This is a genomic window from Pseudarthrobacter sp. TRD_SC_9, from assembly GCF_055361265.1.
Window position 1 is genome coordinate 1,278,247 of the sequence record NZ_CM143956.1, and the last position, 22,573, is coordinate 1,300,819.

General features: G+C 64.3%; 20 protein-coding genes. 9 read left to right on the top strand and 11 right to left on the bottom strand.

The features are described from left to right. The first annotated feature begins 193 nt into the window (after window positions 1-193). Window positions 194-1,624, top strand: coding sequence for a PhoH family protein (locus tag ACWA13_RS06105; RefSeq protein ID WP_463937260.1), 1,431 nt, complete (start codon window positions 194-196; stop codon window positions 1,622-1,624). Here the strand turns inward: ACWA13_RS06105 and ACWA13_RS06110 are convergent. Both ACWA13_RS06110 and ACWA13_RS06115 read right to left on the bottom strand, forming a co-directional pair. Then, window positions 1,621-2,316: a GNAT family N-acetyltransferase gene (locus ACWA13_RS06110; protein WP_463937261.1), complete on the bottom strand. Its 696-nt coding sequence runs from the start codon at window positions 2,314-2,316 to the stop codon at window positions 1,621-1,623. The genes ACWA13_RS06105 and ACWA13_RS06110 overlap by 4 nt on opposite strands. A gap of 57 nt (window positions 2,317-2,373) precedes the next feature. Next, a complete protein-coding gene (locus tag ACWA13_RS06115) occupies window positions 2,374-3,156 on the bottom strand; it encodes a hypothetical protein (RefSeq protein WP_463937262.1) in 783 nt (260 codons plus the stop codon). A gap of 59 nt (window positions 3,157-3,215) precedes the next feature. Here ACWA13_RS06115 and ACWA13_RS06120 point away from each other — a divergent pair, with 59 nt between their 5' ends. Further along, on the top strand, window positions 3,216-3,785 hold the full coding sequence (locus tag ACWA13_RS06120; RefSeq protein ID WP_463937263.1) for a prepilin peptidase: 570 nt from the start codon (window positions 3,216-3,218) through the stop codon (window positions 3,783-3,785). 206 nt (window positions 3,786-3,991) lie between these two features. On the opposite strand, the gene ACWA13_RS06125 is transcribed toward ACWA13_RS06120, so the two are convergent. The 3 genes from ACWA13_RS06125 to ACWA13_RS06135 form a co-directional block, all read right to left on the bottom strand. Then, entirely contained in the window at window positions 3,992-5,413 is a 1,422-nt protein-coding gene (locus ACWA13_RS06125) for a class II fumarate hydratase (protein ID WP_463937264.1), read from the bottom strand. A gap of 76 nt (window positions 5,414-5,489) precedes the next feature. Further along, window positions 5,490-6,104: a carbonic anhydrase gene (locus tag ACWA13_RS06130; RefSeq protein ID WP_463937265.1), complete on the bottom strand. Its 615-nt coding sequence runs from the start codon at window positions 6,102-6,104 to the stop codon at window positions 5,490-5,492. A gap of 9 nt (window positions 6,105-6,113) precedes the next feature. Continuing rightward, complete coding sequence (locus ACWA13_RS06135; protein WP_463937266.1) at window positions 6,114-6,782, bottom strand: DUF4245 domain-containing protein; 669 nt, start codon at window positions 6,780-6,782, stop codon at window positions 6,114-6,116. A gap of 165 nt (window positions 6,783-6,947) precedes the next feature. Between ACWA13_RS06135 and glpX the strand changes: the two genes are divergently transcribed. Both glpX and ACWA13_RS06145 read left to right on the top strand, forming a co-directional pair. Continuing rightward, window positions 6,948-7,985, top strand: a complete 1,038-nt coding sequence (glpX, locus tag ACWA13_RS06140; RefSeq protein ID WP_463937267.1) for a class II fructose-bisphosphatase — start codon at window positions 6,948-6,950, stop codon at window positions 7,983-7,985. Between the two features lie 91 nt (window positions 7,986-8,076). Further along, the gene (locus tag ACWA13_RS06145; protein WP_463937268.1) at window positions 8,077-9,153 is read left to right on the top strand and encodes a lipid II:glycine glycyltransferase FemX; all 1,077 of its coding nucleotides are present in this window, start codon (window positions 8,077-8,079) and stop codon (window positions 9,151-9,153) included. Here ACWA13_RS06145 and manA read toward each other — a convergent pair. Genes manA through ACWA13_RS06165 form a run of 4 tightly spaced genes read right to left on the bottom strand, consistent with a single transcriptional unit; the run spans window position 9,150 to window position 13,866 of the window. Further along, on the bottom strand, window positions 9,150-10,406 hold the full coding sequence (gene manA, locus ACWA13_RS06150) for a mannose-6-phosphate isomerase, class I (RefSeq protein WP_463937269.1): 1,257 nt from the start codon (window positions 10,404-10,406) through the stop codon (window positions 9,150-9,152). The genes ACWA13_RS06145 and manA overlap by 4 nt on opposite strands. 32 nt (window positions 10,407-10,438) lie before the next feature. Then, the gene (locus ACWA13_RS06155) at window positions 10,439-12,112 is read right to left on the bottom strand and encodes an LCP family protein (RefSeq protein ID WP_463937270.1); all 1,674 of its coding nucleotides are present in this window, start codon (window positions 12,110-12,112) and stop codon (window positions 10,439-10,441) included. 9 nt (window positions 12,113-12,121) lie between these two features. Next, window positions 12,122-12,715 (bottom strand): 5-(carboxyamino)imidazole ribonucleotide mutase, encoded by a 594-nt coding sequence (gene purE, locus ACWA13_RS06160; RefSeq protein WP_463937271.1) that lies wholly within the window; start codon window positions 12,713-12,715, stop codon window positions 12,122-12,124. Further along, window positions 12,712-13,866: a 5-(carboxyamino)imidazole ribonucleotide synthase gene (locus tag ACWA13_RS06165; protein WP_463937847.1), complete on the bottom strand. Its 1,155-nt coding sequence runs from the start codon at window positions 13,864-13,866 to the stop codon at window positions 12,712-12,714. Before ACWA13_RS06165 ends, purE begins: the two co-directional genes overlap by 4 nt. 189 nt (window positions 13,867-14,055) lie before the next feature. Here ACWA13_RS06165 and ACWA13_RS06170 point away from each other — a divergent pair, with 189 nt between their 5' ends. Beyond that, window positions 14,056-14,646: a GtrA family protein gene (locus ACWA13_RS06170; RefSeq protein ID WP_463937272.1), complete on the top strand. Its 591-nt coding sequence runs from the start codon at window positions 14,056-14,058 to the stop codon at window positions 14,644-14,646. Here ACWA13_RS06170 and ACWA13_RS06175 read toward each other — a convergent pair. After that, on the bottom strand, window positions 14,643-15,371 hold the full coding sequence (locus ACWA13_RS06175) for a TIGR03089 family protein (RefSeq protein ID WP_463937273.1): 729 nt from the start codon (window positions 15,369-15,371) through the stop codon (window positions 14,643-14,645). The two genes, ACWA13_RS06170 and ACWA13_RS06175, sit on opposite strands and share 4 nt — an antisense overlap. A gap of 397 nt (window positions 15,372-15,768) precedes the next feature. Between ACWA13_RS06175 and ACWA13_RS06180 the strand changes: the two genes are divergently transcribed. Genes ACWA13_RS06180 through ACWA13_RS06190 form a run of 3 tightly spaced genes read left to right on the top strand, consistent with a single transcriptional unit; the run spans window position 15,769 to window position 21,465 of the window. Then, complete coding sequence (locus tag ACWA13_RS06180; RefSeq protein WP_463937274.1) at window positions 15,769-16,305, top strand: WhiB family transcriptional regulator; 537 nt, start codon at window positions 15,769-15,771, stop codon at window positions 16,303-16,305. A gap of 29 nt (window positions 16,306-16,334) precedes the next feature. Then, a complete protein-coding gene (locus ACWA13_RS06185) occupies window positions 16,335-19,673 on the top strand; it encodes a glycosyltransferase family 2 protein (RefSeq protein WP_463937275.1) in 3,339 nt (1,112 codons plus the stop codon). Then, window positions 19,666-21,465, top strand: coding sequence for a DUF5719 family protein (locus ACWA13_RS06190; protein ID WP_463937276.1), 1,800 nt, complete (start codon window positions 19,666-19,668; stop codon window positions 21,463-21,465). The genes ACWA13_RS06185 and ACWA13_RS06190 overlap by 8 nt, the downstream gene beginning before the upstream one ends. A gap of 27 nt (window positions 21,466-21,492) precedes the next feature. On the opposite strand, the gene ACWA13_RS06195 is transcribed toward ACWA13_RS06190, so the two are convergent. Next, the gene (locus ACWA13_RS06195; RefSeq protein ID WP_463937277.1) at window positions 21,493-22,008 is read right to left on the bottom strand and encodes a metallopeptidase family protein; all 516 of its coding nucleotides are present in this window, start codon (window positions 22,006-22,008) and stop codon (window positions 21,493-21,495) included. A gap of 114 nt (window positions 22,009-22,122) precedes the next feature. Between ACWA13_RS06195 and ACWA13_RS06200 the strand changes: the two genes are divergently transcribed. Beyond that, a complete protein-coding gene (locus tag ACWA13_RS06200; protein ID WP_463937278.1) occupies window positions 22,123-22,506 on the top strand; it encodes a DUF3499 domain-containing protein in 384 nt (127 codons plus the stop codon). Window positions 22,507-22,573: the final 67 nt, after the last annotated feature.

Consider the following 22,573-nt stretch of genomic DNA (forward strand, 5'->3'; position numbering starts at 1 on the left):
GGGGGATGAAACCGGAAATTAGGGCCGTTGGATTTACGTTGTATTCGTCAGCAGGCACTAACGCCGGCTGATCGGGGAGGCCACTACATGGAGCGTATTCACGCACCTCATGTTGGGGAGGCCGCGTCCGGCCTCCAGGCCGAGCCGCCTCACCAATAACAAAGCCGGGCGGAAGCCCGGGGCTGGAGTCGATGTGGCTACTTCTGAAGAGCGTCCCACCGTTTCTACCGACGGCGGCAAGAAAGCTACCTCTCGCGCCAAGCGAGCCACCACCAGGACCGGTGCAGCACAAGATGATGCTGCGGCCGGTCTTTCTGTTTCCGGTCGGGACCCGGGCGTCCAAAGCTTCGTGATCGATACCTCCGTGCTCCTGTCCGATCCGCGGGCGCTGCTGCGCTTCGCCGAACATGAGGTGATTGTCCCGATCGTGGTCATCACGGAACTGGAGTCCAAGCGGCATGATCCCGAGCTTGGCTATTTCGCCCGTAAGGCACTCCGGCTCCTGGACGATCTGCGTGTCCAGCACGGTGGCCTGAACAAACCGTTGCCCATCGGCTCCGAGGGCGGCACCCTCATGGTGGAACTGAACCATATCTCCTCCGAGGTGCTCCCTGCCGGATTCCGCAGCGGCGACAACGACAGCAGGATCCTGGCCGTGGCTAAGAACCTCGCCAACGAAGGCCGTTCTGTCACTGTGGTTTCCAAGGATCTGCCCATGCGCGTCAAGGCCTCCGCCATGGGGCTCACCGCCGATGAGTACCGGAACGAACTGGTGCAGGACTCCGGCTGGACCGGCATTGCCGAACTGGACGCCACAGAGGACGAGGTGGGCACGCTGTACGGCCACGAACCGGTCTTTATCCCGGCAGCGGCCGAGTTGCCGGTCAACACAGGCCTGGTGCTGCTGTCCAACCGCGGATCGGCCCTTGGCCGGGTGGGAGCAGACAAACAGGTCCGCCTGGTCAAGGGGGACAGGGATGTCTTCGGCCTGCATGGGAGGTCCGCCGAACAGCGGCTCGCCATCGACATGCTGATGGATCCGGGCGTCGGCATTGTCTCCATCGGCGGCCGCGCCGGTACCGGAAAGTCGGCACTGGCATTGTGTGCCGGCCTGGAAGCGGTCCTGGAGCGGCGGGAGCACCGCAAGGTGATTGTGTTCCGTCCGCTCTACGCCGTGGGCGGCCAGGAGCTTGGCTACCTGCCGGGTTCCGAAGCCGAGAAGATGAACCCATGGGCGCAGGCTGTGTTTGACACCCTGGGCGCGTTGGTCAGCCAGGAAGTGGTGGAGGAAGTCATGGACCGCGGAATGCTCGAGGTGATGCCGCTAACGCACATCCGCGGCCGCTCACTGCACGACGCCTTTGTGATTGTGGACGAAGCCCAGTCACTGGAGAAGAACGTCCTGCTGACGGTGATGAGCCGTATTGGCCAGAACTCGAAGATCGTGCTCACCCACGACGTCGCCCAGCGCGACAACCTGCGTGTGGGCCGGCATGACGGTGTCGCCGCAGTGGTGGAGACGCTTAAGGGACACCCGCTGTTCGGCCACATCACCCTGACCCGGTCCGAGCGCTCACCGATCGCCGCCCTCGTGACGGAATTGCTGGAGGGTGCTGAGATCTAGGCGTCGCCTGAAGGTCCGTTCTCCAGTGCGCCGGCGAGCGGACCTTCGGCGCCTGCGCCAAGAAGCCGGGCAGCAGCCTGGTGGCCCGAGACCTCCAGGTTCCAGTCCGGCCGCTTCAGAAGGGCAGGGGTTACGCGGACGCGCTGGACATCGCGGGCAACGCCGCCCCAGGAGTGGCGGTGGATGCCGTTCAGCTCGTAGCCAAGCGACCGCGAAACGCCAAGTGAAGCAGTATTCCACACTGCCGCATCAGACTCAGCCACCTCTGCCCCCAGCCAGTCGAAGGCATAAAGTACGACGGCGGCGCGCATCTCTTTGCCCAGGCCCTGGCCCTGCGCGGACTTTTTCAGCCAGGAACCAGTGGTGACGGTTTTTAGGGTAGCGAAGTTCTTGGCTGCGATGTCCTGGCCGGCGAATTCGCCGTTATGCCAGATCCCCAGCAGCAGAGTCCAGGATTCGGGTGCGGACTCCGCCCGGCACCGCCAATACCACCGGGCCATTGCCGGTCCCAGTTCCCCGGCCGGAAGTTCGGCCCACGGCACGCTGAAAGGACTCTTCCCGGCGTCGTGAATCCCACTCAGCGCAGCCTCCACGGAGGCCGGAATGTCGTCATCAGTTATCGGCCTCAGTAGCAGCCGGGGCGTGGTCAGGGTGAGGCCGTGAAGCGGCCAAATGGACGTCAACGTGCTCATCCGTGAAGCCTAACCGTTCCTCCGGCCTGCGGTTTCGCGTTAAGGCCGGACGCCGGCCTACCCCACCGGCCCGATGTCCCACGGGATATGGCGCCGGACATCGGTCAGGTTCATCGACTCTGTCAGGAAGAGGTCATCCAACATGTATTCGTCGACGGCCAGGATCTTCAGCCAGTGTCCGACGCCGGCCGTGTCACCGTCCAACGACCGGCTGGCGACGCAGACTCCCGTTCCGGCGTCGATCCTGATCAGTGTGCGACCAGGGTGCGCCAATGGCGCCGCAGGATCGGCGGGGGAATAGTTCCGGCCGGCGGTGACCACGGCCTCCAGTGAGGGCCGCCCGTCATCATCGACTTCCCTCAGGGCTTCCAACCCCACCGGGTTTAAATGCGGAAATTCCAGTGGCGCGGGAGCGTTGCCGGCGAGCTCTACGGGATCCAGCGCTGCCGCCAGCCTGCCGTTGCCGAAGGATGGCTCGCCATAGGCGGCTGCCGGCCTGCGGCGGACCAGCCCGGCGTCGTCGTAGACGGGTGCGACGAGGTGGGCAGGCAGAAGCCAGGACCTCCGCGTGGAGCTGACGTAGAAGTCATCCCGGGAATCGTTGATGCCGGTGGTGCTGTGCAACAGGAGCCCGTCCCGGCTTTCCAACCGCAGCGCTCCAGGCCGGCGCAGCCATCCGCGAACCAGGTTGTCGCCGCTGCCCGGCAAGTCGAGGTATTCGAATCGCAGGCTGGTCCATTTCCACGGCGAGGAACGGCACAGGTTCCTGAAGGCCCCAGCCAGACCGGCTTGGGTGTTACCGCCGGAATCGGCCTGTTCCGCTGCGCTGAATCGCCCCATATCCACAGCTTACGCGGGGAACCAACGCGCAACATGTGAAGCCCGGTAGCATCGCGAGAGTGATCCGACGACTCGTGGCCCTCTGGGAATCCTGCCCTCCGGCATTCTGGCTGGTACTTGCGGCATGCCTGTATTTCCTCGTGATGGCCGCACGGCTGACCGTGATCGATATCCGAAGCCATCGCCTCCCCAACCGCATCGTGTTCCCTTCCTATGGTGTGGCCGGGGCGCTTCTGGTGACCGCCGCGCTCCTCACGGCTTCGGGCGGCGGGCTCGGCGGCGCAACCGGTTCCGGGACTGTTCCCGACGGTGGCGCAGCCCTTCTCGGCGTGCCCTCGCTGGGGATAGTGGCCGGGGGAGCGGCGCTGTGGCTCTTCTATTTCGTGCTGCGCGTCATCTATCCGCCCGGGATGGGTTTCGGGGACGTGAAGCTCGCTGGGGTCCTGGGCATGTACCTGGGCTACCTCGGTTGGCAGCACGTCCTATACGCGACATTCGGCGCGTTTCTGCTGGGCGGGCTGTGGGGAGTCGCCATCATCCTGGCCCGACGGGGGACCCTGCAATCCGCTATTCCCTTTGGGCCCTTTATGCTCCTGGGTGCCGCCCTGGCTATGCTCCTGCCGGCCTGAGAAGCCCCGCCTGACCATCGCTGCCCAGTGGCGGTGCCAATCGGTCTACCGGTACCGCATTCTGCACACCCCGACGATTACCTGCATGATTAGGCCGAGTCCGGCACCCATAGCATCTGTCACGTCTGTCAGGAGACCCAGACGGCGGCCGGTACCTCCCCGGGGAAGGTGCCGGCCGCCGTCGAATATAAGGGGGCGGTGCGGAATTACGCCTTGTGCGGCGGACGCGTCATGGACATAACGTCCAGCGCGGTGTCCAGCTGCTCTTCGGTGACTTCGCCACGTTCCAGGAAGCCCATGGCTACCACCGTCTCACGGATGGTGAGGCCCTCGGCCACTGCCTTCTTGGCGATCTTCGCAGCGTTCTCGTAACCGATGTACTTGTTAAGCGGGGTCACGATCGACGGTGACGCCTCGGCCAGGAAGCGGGCACGTTCGACGTTGGCGGTGATGCCGTCAATCATCTTGTCGGCCATCACGCGGCTGGTGTTGGCCAGCAGGCGAATGGACTCGAGCAGGTTCGCAGCCATCACGGGGATGCCCACATTCAGCTCGAAGGCGCCGTTGGTTCCGGACCAGGCAATGGCGGTGTCGTTGCCGATAACCTGGGCGGCGACCATGATGGATGCCTCGCAGATCACAGGGTTGACCTTGCCGGGCATGATGGAGGAGCCCGGCTGCAGGTCCGGAATGGCAATTTCGCCTAAGCCGGTGTTGGGGCCGGAGCCCATCCAACGGAGGTCGTTGTTGATCTTCATAAAGGAGATCGCGATGTTGCGCAGCTGGCTGGACGCTTCGATCAGGCCATCCCGGTTGGCCTGGGCCTCAAAGTGGTTCCGTGCTTCGGTCAGCGGCAGGCCCGTGTCGGTAGCCAGCAGTTCGATGACGCGCTCGGGAAAGCCTGCAGGCGTATTGATGCCGGTGCCCACTGCGGTTCCGCCCAGCGGTACCTCGGCAACACGGGGAAGTGAGGCGTTGATGCGCTCGATGCCGAAGCGGACCTGCGCTGCATAACCGCCGAACTCCTGGCCCAGCGTGACCGGCGTTGCGTCCATGAGGTGGGTACGGCCGGACTTGACGACGTCTTTGAATTCAACTTCCTTGCGTTCCAGCGATTCTGCCAGGTAGGCAAGGGCGGGGATGAGGTCATTGATGAGCGCGGACGTTGCAGCGACGTGGACAGAGGTGGGAAAGACGTCGTTGGAAGACTGCGAGGCGTTGACGTGGTCGTTCGGGTGGACCACCTTGTCACTGCCGGAGGCCTTGAGGGCACGCGTGGCAAGCTCTGCGATGACCTCGTTGGTGTTCATGTTGGAGGAGGTGCCGGAGCCGGTCTGGAAGACGTCGATCGGGAAGTCGCCGTCGTACTTTCCGGCGGCTACCTCATCGGCTGCGTCTGCAATGGCCTTGGCAAGCTCGCCGTCGAGCACCCCAAGTTCTGCGTTGGCCTGGGCCGCAGCCTTCTTGACCCGCGCCAGCGCTTCAATGTGCGCACGCTCCAGGGTCTTTCCGGAGATGGGGAAGTTCTCGACTGCACGTTGCGTCTGCGCGCGGTACAGGGCGTTCACGGGGACGCGGACTTCGCCCATCGTGTCATGTTCAATGCGGAACTCTTCAGTGGAAGTCATGGAGCTAGCTTAGGGCGATCCGGCATTCCATCGAAAACCGTGAACGGCAAACTACACCTCCGGCGGGACAGCTGTTTTAGAGCTCGCCGATTCCCGAAACCACGTTGGCGCGGCCCTCTGCGAGGCTGTAGGACAGGCCCAGGACGGCGGCCCGGCCGCTGTCGATTGCGTCGGAAATCACACGGGAGCTGTCCACCAGGCGGTGGGACGTCTGTTTCACGTGCTCCACCACCATGTCATTGACTTCGTGCTGTTCATTCCGCAGGGAGGTGAGGACGGATGGCGTGATCCGCTCCACGAGGTCACGGATGAAACCTGCCGGCATGTGCCCGGTCTCCACCGCGCTCTTGGTAGCACTGACGGCACCACAGCTGTCATGACCCAGCACAACGAGCAGCGGCACCTCAAGCACACCGATGCTGTACTCGAGGGAGCCCAGAACGGCGTCGTCAATAACCTGCCCGGCTGTCCGCACCACGAAGGCGTCGCCGAGGCCGAGGTCAAAGATGATTTCCGCAGCAAGCCGTGAATCAGAGCAGCCAAAAATCACGGCAAAAGGATTCTGGTTTTCCACCAACGAAGAACGCCGTGAAGCGTCCTGGTTGGGGTGCGAGGACGCTCCGGCGACGAAGCGTTCATTGCCTTCACGCATGCGCCGCCAGGCGAGGGCGGGAGTCAGGTAGGTAGCCACCCGCCTACCTTACGATGCTGACGGAGCGGAGGGGGAAACCGTTACGGCAGGGGAAGCATCCATGGAAACCACGACGGCGGCAGCCAGGGTGGCAATTTCGTCAAGACTGGCGGGGCCGGACAGCACAACGGTGGTGCCGTTGTGGTCCAGGATCAGGTTCTTCTCACCCTTGCCGGAGTCGCGCAGTTCCCAGGTTTTGCCGCCGGCTTCACGGGTTCCCGTCACGGGTGCGTTCGCTGTTACCTGTGCCAACCAGGTGGGATTGGAGGCACGCGTCTGGACCAGCCCGATGAAGGAACCGGCTGGCGTCAGGTAGCCGACCTCCCAGGTGGGCACGCCGTCAGCAGTTCCGGTTTCCCAACGCGCGTAGTTGGGCCGGTACGAACCGTTTGTGTCCGGAGTAGCGGGTGTGAATCCTGCCACATCGGTGGCATTCGCGGCAGTGCCTTCGACGTCCACGGTGGAGACGAACCCGTCCGGATCCGGGGCAGGGTTCATCAGGACCACGGGCAGGAAGGCCAGGATGCTGACGGCAAGAGCGAGGATCATCCCAATCACCGAGGCGTTGGCGCGCTTGGCAGCAGCCGCCGGGATGACGGGTTTAGTCTGCTGTTCCTGCTGCGCAGGTGGCTGCTGTGCTGCCGGCTGACTGGGGGACGATTCCTGCAATTCACTCACCCTTCCATGATCCCCTATCCAGAGGCTGATCCCACATTTCGCTCCGGCGTCATTCAACGCTGCCTGTTCCCGCCCGCGACTATGATCAGTAGCAGAGGAATCACCGCGTCCACCAAAACCCGGCAGGCGCGGGCTCAATGATCGCCACTCGAAGAAGAGGTTTCCGTGTCACCTGCGCAATTTGACCAGCAGTATTCCACCATTTCCCCGTCACTGGCGGTGGGTATCGATGAGCCGGACCGCAACCTTGCGCTCGAACTCGTCCGCGTCACGGAAGCTGCCGCTATTGCCGGCGGCCACTGGGTGGGCTTTGGCGACAAGAACACGGCTGATGGTGCTGCCGTTGACGCCATGCGCTCCTTCCTTCAGACCGTGCACTTCAACGGCATTGTGGTCATCGGTGAAGGCGAAAAAGACGAAGCCCCCATGTTGTTCAACGGCGAACGCGTGGGCGACGGCACGGGTCCTGAGTGCGACGTGGCAGTGGACCCCATTGACGGCACACGCCTCACCGCCCTTGGTATCAACAACGCCCTGGCCGTACTGGCGGTGGCAGAGCGCGGCTCCATGTTCGATCCGTCCGCAGTGTTCTACATGGAGAAGCTGGTCACCGGTCCCGAAGCCGCTGACATGGTGGACCTCCGTCTCCCCGTCAAGCAGAACCTGCACCTCATCGCCAAGGCCAAAGGCGTCAAGGTCAACCAGCTTAACGTGATGATCCTGGACCGTGACCGGCACCGCCCGCTGGTGGAGGAGATCCGGGAGGCTGGTGCGCGCACCAAGTTCATCATGGACGGCGACGTCGCGGGAGCCATCGCGGCCGCCAGGTCCGGTACCGGAGTGGACGCCTTGATGGGCATTGGCGGAACGCCTGAGGGCATCGTTGCTGCCTGCGCGATCAAGTCGCTGGGCGGGGTCATTCAGGGCCGTCTGTGGCCCACGAGCGATGACGAGAAGCAGAAGGCCCTCGACGCCGGCCACGACCTTGACCGGGTTCTGTCCACCAACGACCTCGTGACGAGCGACAACTGCTACTTCGCAGCCACCGGCATCACCGATGGCGATCTTCTCAAGGGAGTGCGGTATTCCAAGGACAAGGTCCTCACACAGTCCATCGTGATGCGCTCCAAGTCCGGCACCATCCGTTTTGTGGACGGCGAGCACCAGGCCAGCAAGTGGGAAGGCTACGCCCGCCGGAGCTAGTTTTGTGGCTCCGCCCATAAGGGGCGCGGTACCTGTTCAGCGCAGGCACCGCGCCCCTTTCGCGTGGGGCCGTTGGTATAGGGTTGAAGCCATGAGTCTTGCCGTTGTGCCCTGTACTGACCGCGTCCTGTGGGACGAAATTGTCGACCGGTTCGAGGGGCACCCGCAGCAACTGTGGGGCTGGGGCGAGACCAAGGCCATGCATGGCTGGTCGGTGGACCGGGTGCAGGTCAATGACGGCGGTCAGGCCCTCGGAGCTGCGCAACTGCTGGTTCGGAGGCTGCCGTTTCCGTTCCGCTCTCTGGTTTATATCGCCCGCGGTCCCATGTGTTCGGCGGAGAACGCCGCGGCGGTGCTGGGGCGTCTAGCCGGTTATGCCTCCTCACGCCATGGAGCTGTTGCCCTGAGCATCGAGCCGGACTGGGATGCTGAATCGGCCTATGCCGATGCCGTTGCCGCCGCGGGTTTTAGGGCCTCGGCAAACACCATCCTGATCCCGCGGACACTGATCCTGGACCTCACCAAGTCAGACGACGAGCTGATGGCGGACATGTCCAAGTCCACGCGTGCCAATATCCGCAAGGCAATGCGCAGTGAGGTCCAGTTCCGCAAGGTGGCCAACGACGACGAATTGGAGCAGGTGCTTGCCGTCTATCACGAAACCGCGGACCGGGCCGGCTTCGGGATCCACGAGGACCAGTACTATCGCGACATTTTCCGGAATATGGGAGACGGCTCACCCATCATCGGAGCCTTTGACGGCGATCAGCTGCTCGCTTTTGTGTGGCTGTCGCGAAGTGGCACTACCGCTTTTGAACTTTATGGCGGCGTGAGCTCCGAAGGCCAGAAGCAGCGGGTGAACTACGGCGTGAAATGGGCTGCGATGCAGTCCATGCGTGAGGACGGCTGCCGGCGCTACGACTTCAACGGACTGCTCAATGACGGCATCTCCGACTTCAAGAAGCAGTTCGCCAAGCACGAAAACCTGCTGATGGGCACCTGGGAGAAGCCGCTCTCCCCGCTGTACCCCGCTTACACCAAGGCAATGCCTGCCGCACGGCGAGGCCTGCAGACCGCGCGCCGCCTGCTGCGTACCGCAGGGGGCCGGATCCGGCCCGCCGTCCAAAGGCTGGGCGGCGTGGCCGCTGGAGCACTGAAGCGGAGCTAAGCGTTCCGGGGCAAACCCGTGGTGACCGAGAAAGCAACTGCAGGCCCGGTTGAATCAGACACGGGATGGGCATTCACAGGTGCTTCCGCTGCGCCGACAAACGCGCTTTCGCCCCGGCCCAGAAACAGGTCTCCCGTGGGCGAATCAAGGTACATGGAACCTTGGGCGACTATCACCACTCCGGCTCCGGCCTGAACCAGCGGGACAGGCTTGTCTCCCGGCTTCAGCTCAATGCGCTGCAGCTGAAATTCATGGAACGGCGGCTGGTAAAGTTCCTGGCCCAGCGCAGTGGCGACAGGCTCCAGCCGGGGGACCGCCACGGACTCGAAACGGATAGTCTTCAACAGCTCAGGCACATCGATGTGCTTGGGAGTCAGGCCGCCGCGCAGGACGTTGTCCGACGCCGCCATCACCTCCACGCCGACGCCACGCAGGTAGGCGTGGACGTTTCCAGCGGGGAGGTAAATGGCCTGGCCCGGCGCCAGCGAGACACGGTTGAGCAGAAGGGAAATCAGGACGCCTGGATCGCCAGGATACTTCCCGTTGAGATCCACCACCGTGGACAATTCCGCCTCGTAAGGTGCCATCGGAGCGCCGGAGAGCAGGGCTGCCGCAACCATAGACGTAGCGTGTGAGACGGCTTCGCCACCGTTGATCAGTCTTTCGAAAGCGCTCCTGAGACCGTCGGTCTCAGCCGGAGCGGCGAGGTCATCGAGCAGATCGATCAACAGGGGCGGGACTTCTGCTTCAACCAGATCAAAATGTGCCGCAACGCCGGCGAAGATCTCCCGGCTTTCCGCCGCCGGGCGGAAACCGCAGAGTGCTTCAAAGTCCGTCAGGGCGAAGATCATTTCCGGCTTGTGGTTGTCATCGCGGTAGTTGCGGTCAGGCGCATCGGCGGGAACACCGGCGTCGTTCTCCATCTTGAATCCTTCGCGGGCCTGCTCAAGGCTCGGATGGACCTGCAGGGACAGCGGGGCGTCAGCAGCCAGGATTTTGGTCAAAAAGGGAAGCCTGGGGCCGAACTGTTGTATGGACGCCTCCCCCAGGAAGTGTCCAGGTTCGCGGGAGATCAGCGTGTCCAACGGTTCGGTGTAACCATCGCCCAGGTGCACCACCGAGGGCGAATCCGGATGCGCCCCGATCCACAGCTCCGCTTCAGGGCCGCCGGAAGCTGGACGGCCCAGGAAATCGGCGATAGCGCTTGTTGATCCCCAGGCGTAGTCGCGCAGGACGTTTTCGATCTTGTACAAAACTGACTTCCTTACGGTTGCAGCGGAGTGGGTCAGAGCGGGGCGCACTGGCCGTTGCTGGCTACAAGCTCCTGGATGGCCTGCTCGTTACCCTGGCGTTTCAGCTCGTTCAGCATTTCAGCCGTGATCAACTCGCCATCGGGGGTGTGGGTGACGGGTGTGAAGTCTTCCGGCCGGGTGGTGAACGGAGCGTTGAGCGGTGCGTCCAAGGGTGCTTGGACCGCCTGGGCTGACAGCGGCCCGGTTGAACCCGGGTATGCGACGATCGCGTCATCTGCGGCAGTTCCATCCGGAGCTGCTGCCGCGGGCGTTCCGGAACTTTCCGCCAGCAACTGGCTGACACGCTCGTGGATGACGTCGAAGTCCGGCACGGTGGAAAAGTAGGGTTCAAAGTCAGGCGGGCCGATGGTGAGACGCTTGGCTTCGTGGTTCTTGGCCTTCATGGCTAGGTCCACAAAGCTGCCCAGCTGCCCGGAGGAGATGTTGGAGTCAACAACCTTGGTCCCGGCGCCAGCAATGTCCTCGAACTTGGACAGCAGAGTGGCCGGATCCAGTTGCCCCAACATCGCCTGCTGGACGCACTGCTGCCGGGAGATGCGGGCGAAGTCGTCGACATACTCGCGGGAGCGGCCGTACCAGAGCGCTTGATGGCCGTTGAGATGGGTTTCGCCGGCGGCGATCCAGCCCTCGGGCATACCGTAGGTGTTGGTGGCATCATCCTTGTAACCGCTCATGGGAACCCATCCGCCGGCCTTGATGCGGATTCCGCCCATTGCGTCTATGAGCTGGGCGAAGCCGTCCATGTCCACCAGGACGTACGCCTGAACGGTAATGCCGAGAGTGCCGGAGACTGCCTCCATGGTGGCTTGCGCTCCGGGATCCGGCGCCCCGGGATAGAGGTCTGCGTATTGTTCGGTGACCTCGGTGTTGATGGCGTTGATCAGGCATTCGTCGCCGCAGTTATAACCGTCGGGATAAATCCCGCGCATCGGTGAATCCTCTGAGAACCGGGCGTTCTGCAGGTTGCGGGGAACCGAAATGATGGCGGTACCGCCGGTTTCAGCGTCGACACTGAGCACGGAGAGACTGTCAGGCCGCCTGCCGGTGCGGTCATCGCCGGCGTCTCCGCCCATCATCAGGAAGTTGTAGCGGCCATCAACGGGATCGATGGCCGGTCCGCCCGCACTGAAGATGCTGCCGATCGCGTTACGGCTGACATTGAGCAGGTATGCCGAGTAGCCCAGGGTTCCGCTGCTGATGAGCATGGCAACCAGGAGCGAAACCCCGACGATGGGACGCATGCCAGGGGCCAAAAGGACTGGCCGAATGATGCGCAGGGTATTGATGAAGAGCAGCAGCCACCCGATGGCCAGTGCCACCAGCACCAGAATGATGAGGAGCGAAGAGAAAGGATTGGTAATGATGTTGATGAACGCCGTACGGTTCATCACTGCCAGCAGCAAAGCCAGGATGGCCACTGCCCAAACGGAGAACATGACCTTCAGCGCCAGTCGGCCCAATTTCCGGTCTCCGGCAACAATCTGGGCACTGCCCGGAACCAGCAGCGTCAGGAGCAGCAGCACGAACGCCCGCTTGGTTCTGACCGGGCTTGAGGCGCCGGCGGGGTAACGGACGGGATCCGTCATGGCGCCGGGCACGCGGTTACCGCCGGTACTGCCGCCGGAGCGGTGCTCGCTGATCGTCATGCCTGCTCCCTAGGAATTTTCCCGGCCGCCAGGCTCGGCGTCATTGGCAGCATCGCCGAAAACCTCGCTGACCTTTTGCCTAAGGCTGGCGCCCTTGCGGGAAGCCACGTCATTGAGTTCCCGGGCGAACTCCAGCAGCGAAGCGCGAAGTTCTGCTGCGAGTTCATCAGTTCCTGACGCGAGCATCCGCACCGCCAGCAGGCCGGCATTCCGGGCGCCCGCGATCGAGACAGTGGCCACCGGAACTCCCGCAGGCATCTGCACGATGGACAACAAGGAGTCCATACCGTCAAGGGTCTTCAGCGGTACCGGTACACCGATGACCGGCAGCGGCGTCACTGAAGCCAGCATCCCGGGCAGGTGGGCAGCACCACCGGCACCGGCGATGATCACCCGGATTCCGCGTTCGTGCGCGGTTTGTCCGTAACGGATCATTTCCACCGGCATTCGGTGGGCGGACACGACGTCGGCTTCAAACGGGATGCCGAACTCGGCCAGGGCGTCGGCGGCTGCCTCCATCACGGGCCAGTCCGAGTCGGAGCCCATAACAAGGCCCACCAGGGGCGCATTCGGGATGCCTGCGCTGCCGGAGCCTGACGTCATGGTTTCTCCTCGGTGTTCGGATTCTGCTGTGATTCGACGGATGCCGCGCGGCCATCACGAATGATGGCTGCAACCCGGCCGGCCCGACGGCGGACGTCATCGACGTCGTCAGGGGAACGGCCCACCAGGTTTACGTGGCCGATTTTTCTGCCGGCGCGCACTGATTTGCCATAGCAATGGACCTTGGCGGCCGGCTCTTCAGCCAGAGCCGTCGGGAAAGCGGAAAAGAGATCCTGGTTTTCGCCGCCGAGGAAGTTCTTCATCACAACAATCGGGCCCAGGATGTCCGTGGCACCGAGCGGCAGGTTCAGGACGGCGCGGAGGTGTTGTTCGAACTGGCTGGTTACGGAACCGTCCTGCGTCCAATGGCCGGTGTTGTGCGGGCGCATGGCAAGCTCGTTGATCAGGAAGCCGTGACCAACACCGGGAGTCTCGAACAGTTCCACTGCCATCACGCCGGTGACGTTGAGTTCGTGGGAGATCCGAAGGGCAGCTTCCTCGGCGGCCGCGGCCACCTCAACGGGGATATGCAGCGCCGGGGCAATGACTTCATCGCAGACGCCATCCACCTGGATGGTGTGCACCACGGGCCAGGCCCTGGCCTCGCCGTCCGGAGTCCTGGCCACCAATGCTGACAGTTCGCGGCTGAATTCGACCTTGGCTTCAGCCAGGAGCGGGCTCATGGCATCAAACCAGTCCTGTGCCAGGGCAGCAGCAGCGGCGGAGTCAACGATCCTTACGCCCTTGCCGTCGTAGCCGCCGCGGGGCATCTTCAGCACCACGGGCCAGCCGTTCCGCTCGCCAAAGTCAACGAGGGCGGCTACATCGGCGACTTCAGCCCAGGCAGGGTTGGGGAGGCCCAGCCGGTCGATGGCGGCCCGCATGACCAGCTTGTCCTGGGCATGGATCAGGGCATCGGGTCCGGGCTGGACGTTAACTCCTCCCGCAAGCAGTTCGCGAAGATGCCCGCCGGGGACGTGTTCGTGGTCAAAAGTGAGCACGTCCACGCCGTCCGCGAATTCCTTCAAGGTCGCCAGGTCCTTGTAGTCGCCAAGGGGAGCCTGGGACACTGCGGAAACAGCGGAAACATCCGGGCCCTCTGCCAGCACCCGGAGCTCGAAACCCAGGGCGGTAGCCGCGGGGGCCATCATGCGGGCCAACTGGCCGCCGCCAACAACACCTATTACTGGAAAAGTCACAAGGTTCAGCCTACAGAAAAGAGACGCTGATCCCGTCTTCCGGCATGCAGGGACCGCATCTTTACAGTGCAAATACAGGAAGAGGGGCTAAAATGAGGTTTTTGGCCCGATGGCCCACAGCACAGAAGGCCATGGAGGGTCATGATCAATTCATTTGCAGATCGAATTCGCGGACTTGCCTCGCTTTTTTGGCGTGAAGTCGCCAAATTCGGCGCCGTCGGCGGTGTGGCGTTCGTCATAGACTCGGCTGTCTTCATCTGGCTCTTCACCGGCCCCATGCATGGCAGCGAAGTCTGGGCCAAGGCGCTGGCCACCGTTGTGGCAAGCATTTTCTCCTGGATTGCCAACCGATTCTGGACTTTCCGGCACCGCAAGCAGGCTAACGTCGCGCGTGAGGCACTCTTGTTTGCGGTGATGAACATCGTGGGACTGTTGATAGCCTCCGGGTGCGTCTGGTTCGCAAAGTATGTTCTGGAACTCAACGACAAACCTTCGCTCTTCATCGCCGGAAGTGTTGTGGGCCTGGTTCTGGGAACCATCTTCCGTTTTTTCGCTTACCGGTTCTGGGTGTTCAACAATGAACTCGACCAGGAGCCGGAGTTCTCGCATGACCACGAACTTATCGAACTCCACCATGACGACCACGAAGAAAAGGCAGAGGAAGCCGAGCGCGCTGCCGAGGGCATGGCAGGCTCCCCGGGGAGGCCGGTCAAAGGTCCCGAGCAGGCCTAGCCGGCTTTTGCGCCGGTAACCCGTTCGGCCGCCAGCAGGTTTTCGGTGACGGCGACGTCCGGGTGGACCAGGATCACCGAGCCATCGGCAGCCCAGGCCCCCAACGTCTTCGCGAGGGCCTCCTCCAAGCCGTCTGCCGCGCGCACCAGTAGTCGAACTCCTTCAGGCTGGGGAGCGGCGAATCCGGACAGCAGGGCAGAGTGCGGGTACACCACGCCGCCGGAGTTGACTGCCGCTGCCGCTGGGTCCCCATCTACGTGGGGCATAAACACGTCGCCGTGGGAACGCACCTGCGACGAGAAATCGATCACACCGCGAGGCAGTTCACCCGGCCACTTCATGGCGAGTGCAGGCAGGGCAACGGCGACGACGGCCGGGGCCTCGGGGGCCGATACGGGGTCGGCTGTGACTGCAACCTCAGCAGCCGGCTCTTCGCCGGCGGTGCCCAGCATGATTTCCATACCCAACTGCCAGCCGGCGAGGCACCAGACAAGCGATTTCCAATGGGCGGGCATGTCCAGCAGCAGCCGCGTTCCCGGTTCAGCGTCGAGCTCGTCCTGGAGCAGGTTACTGGTCTTGGCCACCCAGTTGTCCAGGACCCGGCCGGACAGTTCAACGCGCTCACTGTCGGGGCCGTACCAGGTGAGCCTGGGGGAGGACGAGTTTCCGGAACGAAGGCTGGCCAGCAGGGCAGCAGCCGGGAGGGCGGCGTCGGGGATGCTCATGGTTTTATCCTGCCACGCAGGCCCTGCACGTGCTTCATATTCCGGCCTGACCCGGCTAACGCCACGGACCTGCCTGTGATCTCCATCACCGTCAATTTCTTCTCGTCACTTCATTAACGTACCCTTCGCGGTCCGGAGTGCGCGCCGTTTGGGGGGTTGCGGGGCAATCGGGCGCTCCCGGGCGGTCATGATGTTGCGCGCCGGGTAGCTGGCCTGAAAATATCCATGGCGTGGCGCGCCGGGATAATCGGCATGTCGTGTTTATTATCCCGGCGCGGCTTGACTCCCATCTAGTTACACGCGTGTAATTAGGTACAGAACACCCTGACGTAACTACCGGCACACAACCGAGTGTCCATGTATCCAGTTTTGGGGCTGCAATACCAGGAGGGTCGCCATGGGGCAAGCAGAGCGTATCCAGGATGAAGCCGTCGTCGCAGGCCAGGCCGCGGCTAAGTACCATTCCCGTGGCGTACCGAGTGATTGGTACGTGGATCCGGCAGATCCGGGCGCGGCAGAGCGTTACAGCAGCAGTACCAGGGATTCGGTAGAGGACCAGGCCACTGCCTTCCTCGCCGCCCATGAGGCCCTGCTGGACGGCAACGGCGAGGCGGATCCGCTGGACCCCCCGATGGAATTGCAGGCCACGCCTCGGCCCATAGCCCAACCCGTGTGGATAGGTCTGCCGTCCGGCCAGGAGTTCGACGACGAAGGCGAACTCGGCTGGCAGACTGACGCGCTGTGTGCGCAGACCGATCCGGAAGCGTTCTTCCCCGAAAAGGGAGGATCCACCAGGGATGCGAAGAAGGTGTGCGGTTCATGCAACGTCCGCTCGCAGTGCCTGGAATACGCATTGGCAAACGATGAACGGTTCGGCATTTGGGGTGGCCTTTCCGAGCGCGAGCGCCGTCGGCTAAGGAAGAGAGCGGTCTAATTCTTCAGGAAGTCCACGTCACCGCCATTGTGGTAGCCCACAATGGCGGCGACTATCTCCCCAGAACCCTGTCTGCCCTGGCGGGCCAGACCCGGCCAGTTGATTCGGCGATCGGCGTCGATGCCGCTTCCCGGGACAATTCGGCATCACTCCTTGAAAGGGCCTTCGGCGCTGCGCGCGTGGTGAGCTATGGCGGGAAGCCAGGATTCGGGGCATCGGTCCAGGCCGGACTTCAGGCGTTATCGCCGAGGCGCCGCGAAGACTCCCACGACACTGGCAGCCACCATGACAACGAGTGGATCTGGCTCCTGCATGACGACGCCGCCCCGGCACCGGAAGCACTCGCTGAGTTGCTGGCCGCCGTCGAGCGTGCTCCTTCAGTAACTGTTGCCGGCTGCAAGCAGCTGGACTGGGACGCTCCGCGTCGCCTGATCGACGTCGGCCTCTCCACCAGCCGCTGGGCGGAACGCCTCACCCTCATTGAGGCAGACGAACTGGACCAAGGCCAGTACGACGTCCGCAGCGATACCTTTGCGGTAAATTCGGCAGGAATGTTGATCCGGCGGGACGTCTGGGAGCACCTGGGAGGCTTTGATTCCGCACTTCCGGGTCCTGGCGACGACGTCGATTTCTGCTGGCGTAACCGTCTGGCCGGCCACCGGGTGGTGGTGGTCCCCAGCGCCAAGATCCACCACGTCAGCCACCGTCCGCATGGCCTGGGTACGCCGGCTGCCGCGCGAAGAGCCCAGGTCCACCTCAGGCTCAAGCACACTGCGCTGTGGAAGCTTCCCATCCACGCCATGGGTGCCCTCCTTGGCAGCCTCTTTAAGCTCGTGCTCAGCATCGCAGTGAAGGATCCGGGCCACGGATTCTCGCAACTGCTGGCAACTTTTGCCGCGCTCGGCCGTCCCGGTGCCATTGCCCGGAGCCGTCGCAGTGCAGCGAAGACCCGGCGTATCCACCGTTCCGTCATCCGCAAGCTGCAGACGCCCCGACGTGAAGTATGGAACCACCGGCGCTCCCTGATGGAAGCGATAGGTGCTGAAGGTTCGCCCGCCGAGCGGTATGGAACCGACCTCCTCTCAGACCAGCCCAGCGGTGACTCTGCCGACGACTTCGCGGCCCTGACCACCACGGACAAGGGCTGGGTGGGCACGGGAGCGGTGCTGGCCGTTGGTGTTACTGCCGCCGCTTCGTTCGCCGGCCTTTCAGGGCTCTTCCGGGCGGATTCGGTAACCGGCGGCGCGCTGTTGCCCGTTTCCAGCAATCTGGCCGAGGTCTGGCACCACGCGTCGAGTTGGTGGATTGGCCTGGGGGCCGGGCTGCCGGGCCATGGTGATCCCTTTGGTTACGTCCTTTGGGTGCTGGGCCTCCTGGGGGCCGGGGACGCCAATGGCGCCGTCGTCTGGCTCCTGTTCCTAGCCATGCCACTGGCCGCGCTGGGAGCCTGGTTTGCCGCCGGAGCCCTGACAAGGCGCCGAAGTTTCCGGTTTGCTGTTGCCCTGATCTGGTCTGCCGCCCCGGCCCTGCAGGTCTCGCTTGACCACGGCCGGCTGGGTGCTTTGGTGGCGCATGTCTTGATGCCGCTCCTTGCCCTGGCGCTCCTTCGCGCGACCGGAAGCGCGGTGGGGCATGGCCGGTTCGCGTTGCCGGCCCCCGGCGAGCGCCGCTTTGTGGAGATGCCGCCCATCAAGGCCGGTATCAACGGCACTCCGTCATGGACAGCCGCCGCCGCCGCCGGCCTGGTCCTGGCCGTGATCGCGGCAGGGGCCCCGTCGCTGCTGGGCCCGATGATCCTGATTGTCGTGCTGGCGGGCCTTTTGCTGGGGCGTCGCGGCCGCACTGTGTGGTGGGCGCTGCTGCCAGCAGCAGCACTTTTTGTCCCGTTCGCACTGTCGGTGCTGGACCGGCCCCGCGCCCTGCTCGGAGATCCGGGCCTCCCGCTCGGTTTCGACCCTGCGCCGCTATGGCAGCAGATCCTGGCGCAACCCGTGCGCTTTGACCTCGCCGGAGGCCTTGCCGGGCTTCCCTCCTTTGAGAGTGGACCCTGGGGCTTGGTGCTGGCCCTGATGATCGGTGCCCCGATTCTGGTGCTCGCCGTCGTGGCGCTGTTTGTCCCAGGCAAGCGCACGCGCCTGGTCCGTGCATTCTGGGTGGCAGCACTGATCCTGCTCGCGGGCGGCTGGGCCGCCGGCCACGTGGCCACCGCAGTTAATGCCTCCAGCCTGGTTACCCCTTTCCCGGGACCGGCTGTATCTGCCGCAACGTTCGCACTGCTGGGGGCTGCTGTCCTGGGAGGCGAGCGGTTGCTCGCCTTGTTTGCCAACAGCGTCAAGGGTACGACGCCAGCAGCGTCTTCCGGTGTGCCCAGGACCATTGCGGCGGTCACGTTGGTCGTTGCCCTGGCCGGGCCGCTGGTGGGCCTTACCGCCTGGACCGCCCGAAACATCCTGGAACCATCCGCCGAAGCGGCAGCCGCGCCGGGGCAGCTCAACCTGGGGACCCAGAGCCTGCTTGAGGCATCCCGCGGCAGCGCCCTTCCGGCCACGGCCTCGGACCGGGGGGAAGGCCCCGAACAGACGCGGACCCTTGTGATCAGCACTTCCGAGGAGGGCAGCTACGGTGTCAGCCTGATGCGGGGTTCGGGCACCACTGTCGACGCACTGTCCACGGTGGCGTCCTCGGCCGTTATCATGGGCGAGCCCGGCAGCGAAAGTATCCGGGAAGATGATCAGGTGACGGCGGCGTTGCGCGGTGTCGTTGCCACCATCGTGGCAGGCCAGAGCGTTGATCCGCGCCCCGTCCTGGAGACCCTGGGGGCGGGATTTGTGGTCCTCAAATCCGACGACACCGCAGCCCAGCTGACCGCCAGCAGGATTGATGCAGTGCCGGGTTTGGTGGCAGTGGGCGAAACGGAAGCAGGCTGGCTCTGGCGCGTCACACCCCTGAATGCCGCTGCCCTGCAGCCTGCCGACGTCGCGCATCGTGCTCGGATTATCGACGCTGGGGGCTCGACGGTCACGCTGCTGCCCTCCGCTTTGGAGGACGTCGAGGCAGCAGTTCCGGAAGGAAGTGAGGGCAGGCTGGTGGTCCTTGCCGAACGTGCCGATCCCGGCTGGACAGCCTGGTTGGACGGGCAGAAGCTCACCTCCACCAATTCCGGCTGGGCCCAGGCGTTCACCCTGCCGGCGGCAGCGGGAGAACTGATTGTCAGGTACCAGAACCCGTGGGCGACAGTCAGCGCGGTGGTCCAGTTCACCGTCATCGGGCTGACCATCCTCCTCGCGATTCCCATGCCTGCCCGGCGCCCCAACACCGGGCTCTCGCGCGACGAGGGCTCACTGCGTAAGGAACGTCAGAATGCATAAGGACCAATCCGCAGACCCGGGCACTGCCCATCGCCGCGCTGCCGCTGAGCCTGCTGCCCCTGAGAGCACCAATGTGAAGGCCCCGGGCACTGAGGGCACCAATGTGAAGGCCCCGGGCACTGCGGGCACCGCCGCGGAAAGCGCTGGGTCCCGGGAAGAGACCGGCGTCGCTTCCGAGGCGAAGCTGGAAGTTGTTCCCGCTGCAAAGCCGGCCCGGCGGTCCCGCCGCCAGAAGGCCGCATCGCGCGGGGTCCTCACCGGTGTGCTCTCCGCCATTGCTATTGTTGCGGCCGGCGGTGCGGTGGTAGCAGGAACTACAGTGGCGGCGCCCACTATGGGGACACGTCCACTGGAAGCAGCATTGGCGCCTGTGCCCGCCGGAATAACCCAAGCCGTTTGCCCGGGACCGGCCCGGCTTCTTGAGGGATCAGCCGACGCCACTGATCCGCAGTTCAGCCCCGAATCAGGCACTGCGGCGAGCGCCGTGGATGCCGTGGTGGTGAGCGCACCGGGCGCTGCCCTGCCAGCCGGGCGGGTTGCCGGGCTGGACGGAAGCGCTGCTGTAGACATCAGCCAGGGGCCAGCGGCCGCGGCGCCTGCGGCAGCAGCAGTCTCGGCCGGTGTACTGGCAGGCCGGGAGGTGTCCGGTATCAGCGTGCTGGACGCCCAGGCCGTTGATAACAACGGCGCGTCCGCGGCAGCCCTGTTGCGCTACGGTGCCACTGATGGAGACCTGCGCGGCATCGCAGCCGCCAACTGCCAGCAGCCGGCCAATGACTTGTGGCTGGTGGGCGCCAACACCAGCCTTGGACGCACAGCAGTCCTTACTCTTACCAATGCTTCCAGCAACCCGGCAACCGTGAATCTGGAACTGTTCGGAGCGGAGGGCCAGATCCAGGCCCCCGGCAGCCGGGGGCTGCTGGTTGCTCCCGGATCCAGTCGTTCGATAGTCCTGGCTGGCCTGGCGCCCGGAGAGGAAGCGCTGAGCGTCCATGTACGCAGTTCCGGTGGCCCGGTTGCCGCTGTTATCCAGCAAAGCGTGCTGCGTGGCCTGCAGCCGGGCGGCGTGGACTATATCTCCCCTGGTGCGGGACAAGGCGCCCGCCAGGTCATGACCGGGGTGGACATCCAGGATGCGGCGGGAATTTCCGCCATGACCGCAAAGCCGGGATTCTCCGATGCCGGCCCGGTACTGTATCTGACCGTTCCCGGCTCCACGGACGCCGTCGTCGAAGTTAAAGTGTTCGGAAAAGACGGCCAGCAGGCTCTCCAGGGGGGCGGCGTGGTCACCGCCAAGGCCGGTTCCGTCACCGAAGTACCGCTGGCCGGCGTCCCCGCAGGGCACTACACGGTGGCGGCTTCTTCAGACGTATCCTTCGTGGCCTCCAGCCGGGTGACCCGCGGCACCAACCCTGATGAGCCCTCGGACGTGTCATGGTCGCCGTCGAGCCTGCGACTGGGCAGCCAGCATCTGATTCCGGTCCCTTCCTCGGGGGAGCGGCATCTGGTTTTCGGCGGGCTGGATGGCCGGGCCGCGGTAACGTACACCCCGGTCACGGCGGATGGCCGCATCCAGGAAGCAGCCACCGCAGACATCGCAGCCGGTACCACTGCCAGTATCACCATTCCGGGAGAGGTGGCCGGATCGGCAGTGACGGCCTATATTGTGTCCGCAACAGGCGACGCCGCATACGGGGCGTTGGTGCTGCAGGACGGCAATGGCGTTTCCACCGTTGCACTCACCCCCGGCGCCGAAGGGCAGGAACACGTTCCGGTCCGGCTCGGGTACTGACTGATACCGGCGCTCCGCTGTGGCTGTTCAGTAGCGGCGGCGGTAGACCGGATCCAGTGTCTCGGGCGCCACGCCCAGCATTTCCGCTGTGTGCTCAATGACGACGTCGTGCACCAGGTCCTGGAGTTCCTCCCGGGTATCGCAGGCCTGCTCCACCACCCGGCGGTAAACGGTGATCAGCGGGCCGTCGGCCTGGCCGGCAGGGATGTAGGCGCCCATTGGCGCCGGTTGGCCGGCTGCCACCAGCTCCTCCAGGTTGGTCGGGATTTCATCCACCGCAAAGCGGACGCCATCGAGGGTCTTACCCCAGATGTCGTGCAGGCGCTGGGCTGAATCCATCACAAGCTCGTCGAAACGTTCCGCCCGGGTGCGGAAACCGGGCAGGGTGGGCAACATCAGTTCGCCGCGCAGCCCGCGGCCATGGCGGTTTCTCCGCCTGGTGCGGAAACTTCTGGCCGACGTGCCCGAAAGCGGATCCTGTTGCCCTGACCGCTCGTCAGCCAACCGGACCGTAAAACCTGAATCATGGTTCGATGACTGCATATACCGACTCTAATCCTGGGAAGGGGATTCCGCGACACTCCCGGGCACTTCGGTTGCTGCGCCGTCGGTGTGCCATGGCAGCTATTGCGGCAGGGGAGGGTACTCTGGGATGTCGTGGGTGCCATTCGTCAGTGTTCCAGATCAGCCTGCCGCGAAGCGGCGGTAGCGACTTTGACGTACGTCTACGCGGACTCAACAGCCGTACTTGGTCCACTGGCAACTTACGCCGAGCCGCATTGTTACGATTTGTGCTCGCGGCACTCGGAATCACTGACAGTGCCCCGTGGTTGGGAAGTGCTCCGCCTGGCCATGCCGAACACCCCCCAGCAGCCGGGCCCCGATGATCTGCTGGCGCTTGCCGACGCCGTACGTGAAGCTGCATCCAAGCCCTCTTCCACGTCCGCTGAGCGCCGCACGGGACCGTCGCCCCTCGAAGCCCCTGCCCCCACGGAAGGCGTCCGCCGAGGCCATCTGCGGGCCCTGCGCGAACCCTCCTGAGCGCCGGATCGCGGTACGCTGGTAGCTGCACACCAGTCCCCAACGGCCATCAGCCAGACCACGGCAC

Excerpts from the sequence above, each read along its gene's own strand:
- ACWA13_RS06190 (WP_463937276.1), top strand. The coding sequence starts at position 19,666 with ATGCATAAGGACCAATCCGCAGACCCGGGCACTGCCCATCGCCGCGCT.
- ACWA13_RS06175 (WP_463937273.1), bottom strand. The coding sequence starts at position 15,371 with ATGAGCATCCCCGACGCCGCCCTCCCGGCTGCTGCCCTGCTGGCCAGC.
- ACWA13_RS06125 (WP_463937264.1), bottom strand. The coding sequence starts at position 5,413 with ATGACTTCCACTGAAGAGTTCCGCATTGAACATGACACGATGGGCGAA.
- ACWA13_RS06145 (WP_463937268.1), top strand. The coding sequence starts at position 8,077 with ATGAGTCTTGCCGTTGTGCCCTGTACTGACCGCGTCCTGTGGGACGAA.
- ACWA13_RS06195 (WP_463937277.1), bottom strand. The coding sequence starts at position 22,008 with ATGCAGTCATCGAACCATGATTCAGGTTTTACGGTCCGGTTGGCTGAC.
- ACWA13_RS06180 (WP_463937274.1), top strand. The coding sequence starts at position 15,769 with ATGGGGCAAGCAGAGCGTATCCAGGATGAAGCCGTCGTCGCAGGCCAG.
- ACWA13_RS06170 (WP_463937272.1), top strand. The coding sequence starts at position 14,056 with ATGATCAATTCATTTGCAGATCGAATTCGCGGACTTGCCTCGCTTTTT.
- ACWA13_RS06115 (WP_463937262.1), bottom strand. The coding sequence starts at position 3,156 with ATGGGGCGATTCAGCGCAGCGGAACAGGCCGATTCCGGCGGTAACACC.
- ACWA13_RS06110 (WP_463937261.1), bottom strand. The coding sequence starts at position 2,316 with ATGAGCACGTTGACGTCCATTTGGCCGCTTCACGGCCTCACCCTGACC.
- purE (WP_463937271.1), bottom strand. The coding sequence starts at position 12,715 with ATGACGTCAGGCTCCGGCAGCGCAGGCATCCCGAATGCGCCCCTGGTG.
- ACWA13_RS06155 (WP_463937270.1), bottom strand. The coding sequence starts at position 12,112 with ATGACGATCAGCGAGCACCGCTCCGGCGGCAGTACCGGCGGTAACCGC.
- ACWA13_RS06165 (WP_463937847.1), bottom strand. The coding sequence starts at position 13,866 with ATGATGGCCCCCGCGGCTACCGCCCTGGGTTTCGAGCTCCGGGTGCTG.